This window comes from Amycolatopsis sp. cg5, assembly GCF_041346955.1.
Lineage (GTDB): Bacteria > Actinomycetota > Actinomycetes > Mycobacteriales > Pseudonocardiaceae > Amycolatopsis.
This window is the reverse complement of the sequence record NZ_CP166849.1, coordinates 6328113-6340724: the sequence shown is the minus strand read 5'-3', so window position 1 is coordinate 6340724 and position 12612 is coordinate 6328113. Positions and strand designations below refer to the sequence as shown.

The 12612-nt window shown below is 67.5% G+C and carries 13 protein-coding genes; all 13 read left to right on the top strand.

From position 1 onward, the window contains the following. Positions 1-49: 49 nt before the first annotated feature. The 13 genes from AB5J62_RS28195 to AB5J62_RS28135 all read left to right on the top strand — a co-directional run bounded on the left by AB5J62_RS28195 (position 50) and on the right by AB5J62_RS28135 (position 12579). Positions 50-1138 carry a zinc-binding dehydrogenase gene (locus AB5J62_RS28195; RefSeq protein WP_370942946.1) on the top strand — a complete coding sequence of 363 codons (1089 nt, stop codon included), beginning with the start codon at positions 50-52 and terminating at the stop codon, positions 1136-1138. Continuing rightward, entirely contained in the window at positions 1135-1989 is an 855-nt protein-coding gene (locus AB5J62_RS28190; protein ID WP_370942945.1) for a 3-oxoacyl-ACP reductase, read from the top strand. The genes AB5J62_RS28195 and AB5J62_RS28190 overlap by 4 nt, the downstream gene beginning before the upstream one ends. 80 nt (positions 1990-2069) lie before the next feature. Beyond that, a complete protein-coding gene (locus tag AB5J62_RS28185; RefSeq protein WP_370942944.1) occupies positions 2070-2825 on the top strand; it encodes a glucose 1-dehydrogenase in 756 nt (251 codons plus the stop codon). 250 nt (positions 2826-3075) lie between these two features. Then, positions 3076-3861: an MlaE family ABC transporter permease gene (locus AB5J62_RS28180; protein WP_370942943.1), complete on the top strand. Its 786-nt coding sequence runs from the start codon at positions 3076-3078 to the stop codon at positions 3859-3861. Next, positions 3861-4694: an MlaE family ABC transporter permease gene (locus AB5J62_RS28175; protein ID WP_370942942.1), complete on the top strand. Its 834-nt coding sequence runs from the start codon at positions 3861-3863 to the stop codon at positions 4692-4694. Before AB5J62_RS28180 ends, AB5J62_RS28175 begins: the two co-directional genes overlap by 1 nt. Continuing rightward, positions 4691-5995 carry an MCE family protein gene (locus AB5J62_RS28170; RefSeq protein WP_370942941.1) on the top strand — a complete coding sequence of 435 codons (1305 nt, stop codon included), beginning with the start codon at positions 4691-4693 and terminating at the stop codon, positions 5993-5995. Before AB5J62_RS28175 ends, AB5J62_RS28170 begins: the two co-directional genes overlap by 4 nt. Next, positions 5992-7029 (top strand): MCE family protein, encoded by a 1038-nt coding sequence (locus tag AB5J62_RS28165; protein WP_370942940.1) that lies wholly within the window; start codon positions 5992-5994, stop codon positions 7027-7029. The genes AB5J62_RS28170 and AB5J62_RS28165 overlap by 4 nt, the downstream gene beginning before the upstream one ends. Beyond that, positions 7026-8057 (top strand): MCE family protein, encoded by a 1032-nt coding sequence (locus AB5J62_RS28160; RefSeq protein ID WP_370942939.1) that lies wholly within the window; start codon positions 7026-7028, stop codon positions 8055-8057. Before AB5J62_RS28165 ends, AB5J62_RS28160 begins: the two co-directional genes overlap by 4 nt. Beyond that, a complete protein-coding gene (locus AB5J62_RS28155) occupies positions 8054-9253 on the top strand; it encodes an MCE family protein (RefSeq protein ID WP_370942938.1) in 1200 nt (399 codons plus the stop codon). Before AB5J62_RS28160 ends, AB5J62_RS28155 begins: the two co-directional genes overlap by 4 nt. Further along, positions 9250-10389 carry an MCE family protein gene (locus AB5J62_RS28150; protein WP_370942937.1) on the top strand — a complete coding sequence of 380 codons (1140 nt, stop codon included), beginning with the start codon at positions 9250-9252 and terminating at the stop codon, positions 10387-10389. The genes AB5J62_RS28155 and AB5J62_RS28150 overlap by 4 nt, the downstream gene beginning before the upstream one ends. Next, positions 10386-11618 carry an MCE family protein gene (locus AB5J62_RS28145; protein WP_370942936.1) on the top strand — a complete coding sequence of 411 codons (1233 nt, stop codon included), beginning with the start codon at positions 10386-10388 and terminating at the stop codon, positions 11616-11618. Before AB5J62_RS28150 ends, AB5J62_RS28145 begins: the two co-directional genes overlap by 4 nt. After that, the gene (locus tag AB5J62_RS28140) at positions 11615-12097 is read left to right on the top strand and encodes a hypothetical protein (RefSeq protein WP_370942935.1); all 483 of its coding nucleotides are present in this window, start codon (positions 11615-11617) and stop codon (positions 12095-12097) included. Before AB5J62_RS28145 ends, AB5J62_RS28140 begins: the two co-directional genes overlap by 4 nt. After that, positions 12094-12579, top strand: coding sequence for a hypothetical protein (locus tag AB5J62_RS28135; protein ID WP_370942934.1), 486 nt, complete (start codon positions 12094-12096; stop codon positions 12577-12579). The genes AB5J62_RS28140 and AB5J62_RS28135 overlap by 4 nt, the downstream gene beginning before the upstream one ends. Positions 12580-12612 lie beyond the last annotated feature (33 nt).

Sequence of the window (12612 nt, the reverse complement as noted above, 5' to 3'; positions counted from 1 at the left end):
CGAGAACAGATTCTAGTCTGGGCGCTGGAGCTGCGAGGAGGCATCCCGGGTGAGAGCGGCCGTACTGAACGCGATCGGTGACGACGAGCTGGAGTTGCGCGACGACGTGACCACCGTCGACCCCGGCCCGCGCGAGGTCCGGATCCGGGTGCGCGCCTCGGGGATCTGCCAGAGCGACCTGTCCGCGATGAACGGCACGCTCCCGGCGCTCGCGCCGGGCGTGGTCGGCCACGAAGGCGCGGGCGAGGTGCTCGAAGTCGGTTCGGCCGTCGACCGTCTCGCGGCGGGCGACCACGTCACGCTTTCCTTCGTTCCCCCGTGCGGCTCTTGCCCGAGCTGCGTGCGCGGCGAGCCGCATCTCTGCGCGGTGCACGCGATCGCCGCGTTCACCACACCGCGGTTCCGCGTCGGCGCGACGCCCGCCTTCGGCTACGCGGGCCTCGGCACCTTCGCCGACGAGGTCGTGCTCCCGGCTTGCGGCGCCGTCAAGATCGACAGGGACGTCCCGTTCGAGACGGCCGCGCTCATCGCCTGCGGGGTGCTGACCGGGGTCGGCGCCGTGCTCAACACGGCCAAGGTGCCGCCGGGGTCGACGGTCGTGGTCATCGGCTGCGGCGGGGTCGGCATCTCGGTCATCCAAGGCGCGCGCATCGCGGGCGCGAGCGTGATCGTCGCCGTCGACCCGGTCGAGGCCAAGCACGCCAACGCGCGCCGGTTCGGCGCCACCCACGTGACCACGCCGGACGGGCTCGATGAGATCAAGGAGCAGGTGACCGGCTTCGAGGGCTTCGACTACGCCTTCGACGTCGTCGGGCACGCGCCGACCATCCGCTCCGCGTGGGATTGCGTGCGCCGCGGCGGCTCGGTCGTGATCGTCGGCGCGGGCCGCTGCGACGACATGGTCGAGTTCAACGCGCAGGAACTCTTCTTGCACGACAAGCGGATACTCGGCTCGTTCTACGGATCGTCGCAGGTGCACCGCGACACCGGCCGCATGCTCAAGCTCTGGCGCGCCGGGCTGCTCGACCTCGACGGCATGATCTCGCGCCGTGTCGGCTTCACCGAAATCAACAACGCACTCGGCGTGCTGCGCCAAGGCAGCACGGACGTCATACGCCAGGTGGTGACCCTCAAGTGAGTCTCGAAGGTAAAGCCGCGATCGTCACCGGGGCCGGTGCCGGACTGGGCAGGGCCGAAGCGCTCGCACTCGCGAAAGCGGGCGCGAGCGTGGTGGTCAACGACCTGGCCGGTGCCGCGGACACGGTCGAGGAGATCGAAGCGGGCGGGGGCAAAGCCCTTGCCGTGGCAGGCGACATCTCGAAGCGGTCGACGGCGGACGCCTTGCTCGAAGCGGCCGTCGAGCACTTCGGCGGCCTGCACGTCGTCGTCAACAACGCGGGCGTGCTGCGGGACCGCATGCTGTTCGGCATGTCCGACGAGGACTGGGACCTCGTGCTCGACGTCCACCTGCGCGGGCATTTCCTGCTGTCGCGCAACGCCGCGAAGTACTGGCGTGACAAGTCCAAAATGGATGGAGAGCCGGTGTACGGCCGCCTGGTCAACACCGCGTCCGAGGCGTTCCTCATCGGCTCGCCAGGCCAGCCCAACTACTCGGCCGCCAAAGCGGGCATCGCCGCGCTCACCATCTCGGCGGCGAGGGGACTGGCCAAGTACGGCGTCCGCGCCAACGTGATCTGTCCCCGCGCGCGGACCGCGATGACCAAGGACGTCTTCGGCGAAGCGCCCGAGAACGGCGTCGACCCGTTGTCGGTCGACCACGTCGCCCCGTTCGTCGCGTTCCTCGCCTCACCGGAAGCCGGCGAGATCAACGGCCAGGTGTTCGTCGTGCACGGCGGCATGGTCCTGCTGCTGACCCCGCCGTCGATCGAGCAGCGGTTCGACGCCGGTGCCGACATCGGCGCCTACTTCGCGGGACGGGACCCGAAGCGGATGTTCGCGGCCGACGACATCTTGGCCGAATCGACTTGACGAACGGTCACTTCGTCAAGTCGACGACCTTCTCGGCGGGCTGAAACCGTGCTCGTACCACTGACTGAGGAGCTGATGTGATGGGCAGGCTCGACGACAAGGTCGCACTGATCACCGGTGCGGCGGCAGGCCAGGGCGAGGCGGCCGCGCGCGCCTATGTCAAAGAGGGCGCGAAGGTGCTGCTCACCGACGTCAACGACGGCGACGGCAAGCGGGTCGCCGACGAGATCGGCGCGCTGTACCAGCATCTCGACATCGGCTCGGAGGAAGACTGGGCCGCCGCGATCGACCGGGTGCTGACCGAGTACGGCAAGGTCAACGTGCTGGTCAACAACGCGGGCATCCTGCATTTCTCCGAACTCGGCAAGACCTCGCTCGAAGATTACGAGCGGGTCATCAGGATCAACCAGACCGGAACGTTTCTCGGGATGCGTTCGGTCGTTGAACCGATGACGGAGGCCGGTGGCGGCTCCATCGTCAACGTGTCCTCTGTGGAGGGACTGGCCGGTATGCCGTACCTCATCGCCTACACCGCGAGCAAGTTCGCGATCCGCGGGATGACCAAGGTGGCGGCGATGGAACTCGGCGCCAAGAACATCCGGGTCAATTCGGTCCATCCCGGGATGATCGAGACGAACATGGTGGCCACCGCGACGGGCGCCGAAGTGGACCTGCGCCGGTTCGCGAAGAAGGTCGCGCTCGGCCGGATGGGTCAACCTGAGGAGATCGCCCAATTGGTGGTATTCCTCGGCAGTGACGACAGTTCTTACTCCACCGGCGCCGAATTCGTCGCCGATGGCGGCGCCACGGCCACACATGCCCTCAAATTCGGCTAGGAGGTAATAGGGCGTGTATCAAAGTCGTGACCGCGGTCTCCGCGCCCAGGTGGCCCCTGGCGGCACCGCGGAATCACCCGAGTACAACCCGGTACGAGGATGATCCCACGGCACCGCCAGGAGCCACCTGGATCACGAAGCCCATCGGCCACGACTTTGATACACGCCCTAGGCTAGGCGCCGCCGTCCGGCGGAACAGTATGCGCAAGACTCGCAATGACGCGGGAAACCTTGGTGGCACGGAGGTTCGATGAGCGAGACCGTCAAGGTCACGGGAACGGCCGCGCTCACCCAGGTCGGGCGCTTGGCCACGCTCTCGTGGGAAGTGCTGCGCGCGATGTTCCGCCGACCGTTCCAAGTCAGGGAATGGATCGAACAATGCTGGTTCTTCGCCAGCGTCACGATCCTCCCGACGGCCTTGGTGGCGATCCCGTTCGGCGCGGTCATCGCGTTGCAGCTCGGTTCGCTGACCCAGCAGATCGGCGCGCAGTCGTTCACCGGCGCGGCCAGCGCACTCGCCATCGTGCAGCAGGCCGCGCCGCTGATCACCGCGCTGCTGGTCGCCGGAGCGGGCGGCAGCGCGGTGTGCGCGGACATCGGCGCGCGCAAGATCCGCGAAGAGATCGACGCGATGGAAGTGCTCGGCGTCAACCCGATCCAGCGGCTGATCGTGCCGAGAGTCTTGGCGGCGATCGTGGTTTCGGTGCTGCTCAACGGCTTGGTCAGCGTCGTCGGCGTGCTCGGCGGCTACTTCTTCAACGTCGTCATGCAAGGCGGCACGCCCGGCGCGTACCTCGCCAGCTTCAACGCGCTCGCCCAGCTGCCGGACCTGTGGATCAGCGAGATCAAGGCGTTGCTGTACGGGTTCGTGGCCGGCGTCGTCGCCGCCTTCCGCGGGCTCAACCCGTCCGGCGGGCCGAAAGGCGTCGGTGACGCGGTCAACCAGGCCGTGGTCATCACGTTCCTGCTGCTGTTCCTGATCAACGTCGTGCTGACCGCGATCTACCTCAAGATCGTGCCCGCGAAGGCGTTGTGATGGCCACCGACCGCACACTGGAGATCATCGCGAGGCCGGGCGCGAGCCTGGAGGGCTTCGGCGAGCAGCTCTCGTTCTACTTCCGCGCGCTCGCCTGGGCGCCGCGGACGATCCGCCGCTACGCCAGGGAGACGTTGCGGCTGCTGACCGAGGTCATCTTCGGCACCGGCGGGCTCGCGGTCATCGGCGGCACGCTCGGCGTGATGATCGGGATGACCATGTTCACCGGGCTCATCGTCGGCCTGCAGGGCTACGCCGCGCTGAACCAGCTCGGCACGGCCGCGCTGACCGGGTTCATCTCGGCCTACTTCAACACGCGTGAGGTCGCGCCGCTGTCGGCGGGGCTCGCGCTGTCGGCGACCGTCGGCTGCGGGTTCACCGCGCAGCTCGGCGCGATGCGGATCTCCGAGGAGATCGATGCGCTCGAAGTGATGGGCGTGCCGAGCCTGCCGTACCTGGTCACGACCCGCGTGCTGGCCGGGGTCGCCGCGGTGATCCCGCTGTACGCGGTCGGGTTGCTGAGTTCCTACTTGGCTTCGCGGCAGATCACGGTGTGGTTGTACGGCCAGTCCGCGGGCACCTACGACCACTACTTCTCGCTGTTCTTGCCGCCTGAAGACGTGCTCTGGTCGTTCCTCAAGGTGATGGTGTTCGCGACGATCGTGATCCTGTCGCACTGCTATTACGGCTTCACGGCGAAGGGTGGCCCGGCCGGGGTGGGCGTCGCGGTGGGCCGCGCGGTGCGGACGTCCATCGTGGTCATCTCGGTGCTCGACTTCTTCCTGAGCCTGGCCATCTGGGGCGCGACGACGACGGTGAGGATTTCCGGATGAACCGCGGGATCCTGCTCAAGCGGCTGCGGCACCAGGTGCTGGGGCTGGCTTTCCTGCTCGTGGTCGCGCTGTTCTTCGTGGTGACCGTCGCGTTCTACAAAAAAGTCTTCACCACGGTCGAAAACGTCACGTTGGAGACCGACCACATCGGCAACCAGATGCGGGTCGGCGCGGACGTGAAGATCCGCGGCATGATCGTCGGCGAGGTCAAGTCGATCCAGGCGTTCGGCGACCACGCGACGCTCGGGCTCGCGCTGCAGCCGGACAAGGTCGGCGTCATCCCGCAGAACGTCTCGGCCAGGCTGCTGCCGAAAACCCTGTTCGGGGAACGGTATGTGGCGCTGCAACTGCCGGAGAAACCCGCGCGCCACATCGCCGACGGCGACGTCATCCCGCAGGACCGGTCCAGCTCGGCGATCGAGCTGGAGAAGGTGCTCGGGGACGTTCTCCCGTTGCTGCAAGCGGTTCAGCCGCAGAAGCTGTCCAGCACCTTGACGGCCGTCTCGACCGCTTTGGACGGCAGGGGCAAGCAACTCGGCGAAACGCTCGTGCAACTGTCGGACTATCTCGGCAAGCTCAACCCGTCGCTGCCGGATCTGAAGGCCGACATCACCGGGCTGGCGAATGTGTCCGATGTGTACACCAAGGCCGCGCCGGATCTACTGGAAGCCTTGGCGGACCTGACCACCACCACACAGACCATTGTGGACAAACGGCAGGGGCTCGACGACCTGTACGCCACCGTCACCACCGCCTCGGTCGACCTGTCGACTTTCCTCGAGGTCAACTCCGACAACCTCATCAGGCTCACCACGGCCGTCCAGCCGACGCTCGACGTGCTCGCCAAGTACGCGCCCGAGTACCCGTGCCTGTTCCGCCAGCTCGCCGAGTCGGTGCCGGACGCGGAACTCGCCTTCGGCAAGGGCACCGCGCATCCGGAGGTCAGCCGGGTGACGATCGAGTTCACCTCCAGCCGTGGCAAGTACCTGCCGGGCGTCGACGAGCCGAAGTGGCAGGACAAGCGCGGCCCGCGCTGTTACCCGAAGGTGCCGAGGCCGGGGAAGTGGCCGCAGTATCCGCCGGACGGCGCGATCAAGGACGGCTCGACCAAGCCCGCGCCGCCGCGCTCACCGTCCGGCTTCCCGGGCGGCGGGTCCACTGTGGTCGGTTCGGCCGACGAACTCGCGTTGATCAACCTGCTGACCGCACCCGCGCTGGGTGTGCCGCTGGAAGCCGTGCCTGGCTGGGGAAGCCTGCTGGTCGGGCCGCTGTACCGCGGGGCGGAGGTGGAGCTCAAGTGAACCGGACGCTGCCGCCGCTCATCAAGATCCTCGTCTTCGCCGCCGTCACGGTGCTGCTGACCGGAATACTCGGCGCGACCATCGCCAACACGAACTTCGGCGTCACCTCCGGCTACCTCGCGCGGTTCACCGACGCGTCCGGGCTGCAGGAGGGCGACGACGTCCGCATCGTCGGCGTGAAGGTCGGCCAGGTCGGTGCGATCAAGGTGTCGCAAGGGGAACCGAACTACGCCGAGGTCCGGTTCGACATCCAGTCGGCGTACAAGCTGCCCGAGTCGGTGACCGCGACCATCAAGTACCGCAACCTCGTCGGGCAGCGCTACCTGGCGCTGAACACCGACATCGACGACGGCCGGGTGCTGCCCGCCGGCGGGACGATCCCGCCGGAACGCACCAAGCCGGCGTTGAACCTCACGGTGCTGTTCAACGGGTTCAAGCCGTTGTTCCAGGCGCTGAACCCCGAGGACGTCAACAAGCTGTCCTACGAGATCATCCAGGTCTTCCAAGGCGAAGGTGGCACGATCGCGAGCCTGCTCGCGCACACCGCGTCGGTCACCACGACGATCGCCGGGCGGGACAAGGTGATCGGCCAGGTCATCGACAACCTCAACACCGTGCTCGGCACGGTCGATCAGCACGCGCCGCAGCTCGGCGACCTGATCGACCAGACGCAGCGGCTGGTCAGCGGGCTCGCGGAGCAGCGCAAGCCGATCGGTGAAGCCGTCGCCGCGCTAGGCGAACTGACCGTGACGACCTCCGGCCTGCTGGCCGACGCGCGGCCCGCGTTGAAAGAGGACATCACGCAGCTCGGCAATCTTTCGGACAACCTCAACGATTCCGAGCAGCTGATCGACCACCTGCTGCAGGTGCTGCCGTCGAACCTGCAGAAGTTCACCAGGACACTGAGCTACGGCAGCTGGTTCAACTACTACCTGTGCGGGATCAACGGGCGGATCGGTGTCTCGGCGCTGAACATCCAGCTGCCGATCGTGCCGATCCCCGGCACCCAGCGGGCCGAGAGGTGCGGACCGTGAAACCACTCAAGCAGCGCAACCAGGCGGCGGTCGGCGGGGTGACCCTCGTGCTGCTGACACTGGTCGTCGTCGCGACCTACTTCTCCGACAGCATCCCGTTGTTCGGCAACGGCACCACGTACGCGGCCTACTTCGCGGAGTCGGCCGGGCTCGCGCCGGACAACGGAGTGCAGGTCGCCGGGGTCAAGGTCGGCCAGGTCACCTCGGTTTCGTTGGCGGGTAAGAAGGTTCTCGTCAAGTTCCGGGTCAAGGACACGCGGGTCGGCGACACGAGCACGGCGTCGATCGAGATCAAGACCCTGCTCGGTGAGAAGTACTTGGCGTTGCAGTCGTCCGGCTCCGGCAGCCAGGACCCGAACGTCCCGATCCCGTTGCAGCGCACGCGGACGCCGTTCGAGTTGCAGGACGCGTTCAAGCAGCTGTCGAGCACGGTCGGGGAGATCAACACCCAGCAGCTCGCCGACAGCTTCAACGTTCTGTCGGACAGCCTCAAGGACAGCCCGCAGCACATGAAGGACGCGCTGACCGGGCTGTCGTCGTTGTCGAAGACGGTGTCGTCGCGCGATCAGCAGCTCAAACAGTTGCTGGCCAACACAAGTGGCGTTTCGAAGACACTGGCCGACCGCAATGCCCAGCTGCAGCGGATCATCAGCGACGGCGACCTGCTGCTCGCCGAACTCCAGAGCCGCAAGGACGCGATCAGCGCGCTGCTCAAGGGAACTCAGCGGCTTTCGGAGCAACTGTCCGGGCTGGTCGCCGACAACCGGCAGCAGCTCAAGCCGACGCTGGAGAAACTCGGCAAGGTGACGGATGTGTTGCAGCGCAACCAGGACAACCTCGCGCACAGTCTCGCGCTGATGGCGCCGTTCGCCCGCGTCGGCGCGAACGCGACCGGCAACGGCCGCTGGTTCGAGGGCTACCTGTGCGGGCTGCTGCCGCCGACGATCACCGCGCTCGGCCTGCACATCAACCCGGAGGGATGCACGCCGCCGATCGCCGCGCCGAACCAGGGGGTGGGCGGCCGATGACCATCGACACCCGCGCACGCCGCAGCGTCTACACCTACCTCGCGTTCGCCTGTGTGGTCGCGCTCGTGCTGTCCGGTGGCCTGTGGTTCGTGCTGGGCGAGCGGGCGGGCACCCGGCTGAGCGCGTACTTCGGCAAGACCGTCGGCCTGTACGCGGGTTCTTCGGTGCGCGTGCTGGGCATCAAGGTCGGTGAGATCACCGCGGTGACCCCGCAGGGCGCGGCCGTGCGGGTCGACATGCGTGTCGATTCCGGAGTGGACATCCCGGCCGACGCCGGTGCCGTGGTCGTCGCGCCCTCGCTGGTCAGCGACCGATACGTCCAGCTGACGCCCGCTTACGACAGCGGCCCGGTGATGGCATCGGGCACCGTGATCGGCAAGGAACGCACGGCGACCCCGGTCGAGCTGGACGACCTTTACACGAGTCTCGACAAGCTTTCGAGCAGTCTGGGACCCAATGGCGCCAACAAGAACGGCGCGCTGTCGGGAGCGCTCGACACGGCGGCGGCCAACCTGGACGGCAACGGCGAGAACCTCAACAGCACGGTCACCAGGCTGGCCGAGCTGGCGAAGACGCTCGACGGTTCCAAGGACGACCTGTTCTCGACCGTGGAGAACCTGAACTCGTTCACGCACGCACTGTCCGAAAGCGACCGTCAGCTCAACTCGTTCTACACGCGAGCCGCCCAGGTCACCGGGTTCCTGGCCGAGGACTCGGCGGACGTGGGCGCGGCGCTGTCCTCGCTGGCGTCGTCACTGGGCGAGGTGCAGGGGTTCGTCGAAGAGAACAAGGACCTGCTGGCGTCCAATGTGGACAAATTGACCGGGCTGACGAAGGTGCTGGTCGACCAGCGCGCGGCGCTCGCCGAGGTGCTCGACCTCGCACCGCTCGGCGCCACCAACTTCATCAACTCCTACGACGCGGCGTCGGGCACGATCGCGGTGCGCGACAACCTGAACGAGCTGACCCATCCGCCCGTGCTCACCCTGTGCAGGTTGATCAGCGCGGGCACGCCAAAGGAGGTCCCGGACGTCGTGGGCAACCTGTGCAAGCAGCTCGCGCCGGTGCTCGACGGCACGTTGAAGCTCCCGTCCGTGCCGCAGGTCATCTCGTCGCTGACCCAAGGCCAGCTGCCGCCGCTGCCGTTGCCGCTCGCCGACGTGCTCTCGCAGTTGTCGGGAGGTGCGCGCCGATGAAGCGGATCGCCGGAGTCCTCGCCGGGGTGCTGTCGCTCGCAGCGTGCAGCAGCGGCGGCTTTTCGGGCATGTACAACGCCTCCCTGCCCGGCGGCGCCGATCTCGGGGAGCATCCGTACCGCATCACGGCGCAGTTCTCGGACGTGCTCGACCTCGTGCCGCAGGCCAGCGTGAAGGTCAACGACGTCGCGGTCGGCCGGGTCGAGAAGATCGAGCTGTCCCCGGACACGCACTCGGCGCTGGTCACGCTGCTCGTCAACGGCGATGTCCCGCTGCCGTCGAACGCGGGCGCCGAGCTGCGCCAGTCCAGCCTGCTGGGCGAGAAGTTCGTCGACCTGCACCCGCCGCGCGCCGAGCAGCCGACGGGCAAACTGGGGGAGGGCGCCCAGATTCCGCTGGCGCGCACGAACCGCAATCCCGAAGTCGAAGAGGTACTGGGCGCGTTGTCGCTGCTGCTCAACGGCGGTGGCGTCGAGCAGCTGCAGAAGATCAGCCACGAGCTGAACGACGCCTTGGCGGGCAACGAGCCGGAGATCCGCGCGCTGCTGGCGCATGTGGACCAGCTCGCGACCGAATTGGACGGACACAAAGGACAGATCGTCCGCGCGATCGACGGTCTCGACAAACTGTCGTCCACTTTGGTCGCCCAGCAGGGCAATCTGACCACCGCGGTGGACAACCTCGCACCCGGTCTCAAGGTCGTCACCGATCAGCGTGACGAGCTGGTGGGCATGTTGCAGGCGCTGAACCGGCTCTCGACGGTCGCGGTCGACACGGTCAAGCAGAGCGGCGACCAGCTCGTCGACAACCTGCGGACGTTGCAGCCGACACTGCAGAAGCTCGTCGAATCCGGCCAGAATCTGCCGAAGGCGTTGCAGATACTGCTGACCTACCCGTTCCCGGACTACGCGGGCAACGTGGTCAAGGGCGACTACGCGAACGTCGAGGCCACTGTGGACCTTCAGCTGGACACCCTGCTGGAGAACCTGAGCAGCTCGTCGCAACCGTTTCTGCCGATACCCGGCCTGTCCGGGTCGGGTCCGGCCACGCCTCAGGTTCCGCGGATCCCGTTGCCGCTGCCCGCCACGGATCCACTCGGCGACCTGCTCAAAGGCCTGCTCGGGGGTGGCCGATGATCACCAGGAAGCACCGCGTCCAGCTGCTGCTCTTCGTGCTGCTGGCCGTGTCCACAGTGGTCTACACGGGCGCGAACTACGCGGGCCTCGACCGGCTCTTCGGTGCGCGCGGCTACGTCGTCACGGCTCAGCTCGCCGACTCCGGCGGCATCTTCGTGAACTCCGAGGTCGCGTACCGGGGCGTCGCGGTCGGCAAGGTCGCGTCGATGACGCTGACCCCGGAAGGCGTCGACCTGGAACTCGACATCGACTCCGACGCGCCGCCGATCCCGGCGGACACCCGCGCGGTGGTGGCGAACCGGTCCGCGGTCGGCGAGCAGTACGTCGACCTCGAACCCCAGCACGAGAACCCGCCGTATCTGCGGGACGGTTCGGTCATCACGCAGGCCAAGACGTCGATCCCGCTTTCCCCGGACACGGTGCTCAGCAGCCTCGACAAGCTGGTGTCGAGCGTGCACCCGGAGTCGCTGCGTACAGTGGTCGACGAGACGTACAAGGCGTTCGCCGGCGCGGGTCCTGAACTGCAGAAGCTCTTGGACAGCACGGGTTCCCTGACCTCGGTGGCCACCCAGTACCTGCCGCAGACCCAAGGCCTGCTCGCGGACGCGAAGGTCGTGCTGGACACCCAGCAGCGGCAAGCCTCGAACATCACGTCGTTCGCGTCGGGCCTCAAGACCATCACCGAGCAACTCAAGAAGTCCGACCCGGACCTGCGCAAGGTCATCGACGACGCGCCCAAGCTGAGCCGCCAGATCACCGACGTGCTGACCACGTCCGGCTCCGACCTGGGCATCGTGATCGCGAACCTGCTCACGACCGCGCAGATCACGTCGTCGCGCACCGGCGCGGTCGAGGAACTGCTCGTGGCTTACCCGATCATCTCGGCCTTCTCGCCGTCCACCTCCGGTGACGGCACGGGTCACCTCGGCGTCGTGCTGAACTTCTTCGACCCGATCTCCTGTACCAAGGGTTACGAGGGCACGAAGCAGCGTCCGGCCAACGACGTCACCGAAGCCCCGGTCAACGTCAAGGCTTATTGCGCCGAGCCGCCCGGCAGCCCGACTGGCGTCCGAGGCTCGCAGAACGCGCCCTTCGCGGGTAAGCCCGCCCCGTTCCCTGACAAGCCTTCTCAGCCGGCTCCGAGCGCTCCGCAGCTTCCTGGCGTACTAAGCCTTGCGACAGCGGGCCGTCCCGGCGGGCTCGGACCGCTGCTGGGGCTGCCGAAGTGAGGCTTCTGGTCGTACTGACGGCTCTGGCCGTGCTCGCCGCCGGCTGGTTCGGCTGGTCATGGTGGTCCGCCGCCCACGACGACGGCGTCTCACTCGCCCGCGACCGCGACGCCGTGCTGTCGGCGGCCTCGACGGAATTGGTCGTGCTGAACACGATCGACCACCGCACGGCCGCGGCCGACGTCGACAAGTGGATCGCCGCCACCACCGGCCGCCTCGGCAAGGACCTCGCCGACGACCGCCAGGTCCAGGTCGACCGAGCGGCCTCGACGCAAGCGGTCGCCTCGGCGGTGCTGAAGCAGGCCGCGGTGACCGAGGTGAACCCGGCCGCCGGAACCGCCCGGGTCATCGCGGTGCTGGACGTCCTCGTCGGCACCGGCGGCGCCGCTCCCGCGCCGAACGTGTCGAGGCTGAACGTCGACCTGGAGCGCACCACCGCCGGCTGGAAGGTCTCAGCGATCCAGGCGGCGGCCAAATGAAGCGACTGTTGGCCGGTCTGGCGGCGCTGTTCGTGGCCGCAGCGGTGTGGTTCGCCGTCGAGTCGGCCTCGGTCCGCTCGGTCGACAACACGGCCCTCGTCGACGCCCGCGCGACCGCCGAGGTCATCGACCAGGTCGGCGCCGGCGTCAAAGCCGTGTTCTCCTACGACTACGCCAACCTCCCCCGCACCGAACGCGCGGCCTCGGACGTCCTCACCGGCGAGGCCGTCACCCAGTACCGCGCCGACTTCGCCGCCGCCCGCACCCAAGCCGAAACCGGAAAACTGGTCCGCACGACCACGATCCGCTCCATCGGCGTCCAGACCTTGCGCGGCGACGACGCGACGTTGCTCCTGTTCCTGGACCAGCAAACCCTGCACACCGAGTCGAACCAGCAGGAATCAACGGCCGCCCAGCTCGCCGTCACCGCTCACCGCACGGACGGCCGCTGGAAACTGACCACCCTCACCCCGCTCTCGTGAGTGTTTAGACCGGTTAGAACCCAATGCCACGTA

Excerpts from the sequence above, each read along its gene's own strand:
- AB5J62_RS28185 (WP_370942944.1), top strand. The coding sequence starts at position 2,070 with ATGGGCAGGCTCGACGACAAGGTCGCACTGATCACCGGTGCGGCGGCA.
- AB5J62_RS28180 (WP_370942943.1), top strand. The coding sequence starts at position 3,076 with ATGAGCGAGACCGTCAAGGTCACGGGAACGGCCGCGCTCACCCAGGTC.
- AB5J62_RS28175 (WP_370942942.1), top strand. The coding sequence starts at position 3,861 with ATGGCCACCGACCGCACACTGGAGATCATCGCGAGGCCGGGCGCGAGC.
- AB5J62_RS28170 (WP_370942941.1), top strand. The coding sequence starts at position 4,691 with ATGAACCGCGGGATCCTGCTCAAGCGGCTGCGGCACCAGGTGCTGGGG.
- AB5J62_RS28155 (WP_370942938.1), top strand. The coding sequence starts at position 8,054 with ATGACCATCGACACCCGCGCACGCCGCAGCGTCTACACCTACCTCGCG.
- AB5J62_RS28150 (WP_370942937.1), top strand. The coding sequence starts at position 9,250 with ATGAAGCGGATCGCCGGAGTCCTCGCCGGGGTGCTGTCGCTCGCAGCG.
- AB5J62_RS28145 (WP_370942936.1), top strand. The coding sequence starts at position 10,386 with ATGATCACCAGGAAGCACCGCGTCCAGCTGCTGCTCTTCGTGCTGCTG.
- AB5J62_RS28135 (WP_370942934.1), top strand. The coding sequence starts at position 12,094 with ATGAAGCGACTGTTGGCCGGTCTGGCGGCGCTGTTCGTGGCCGCAGCG.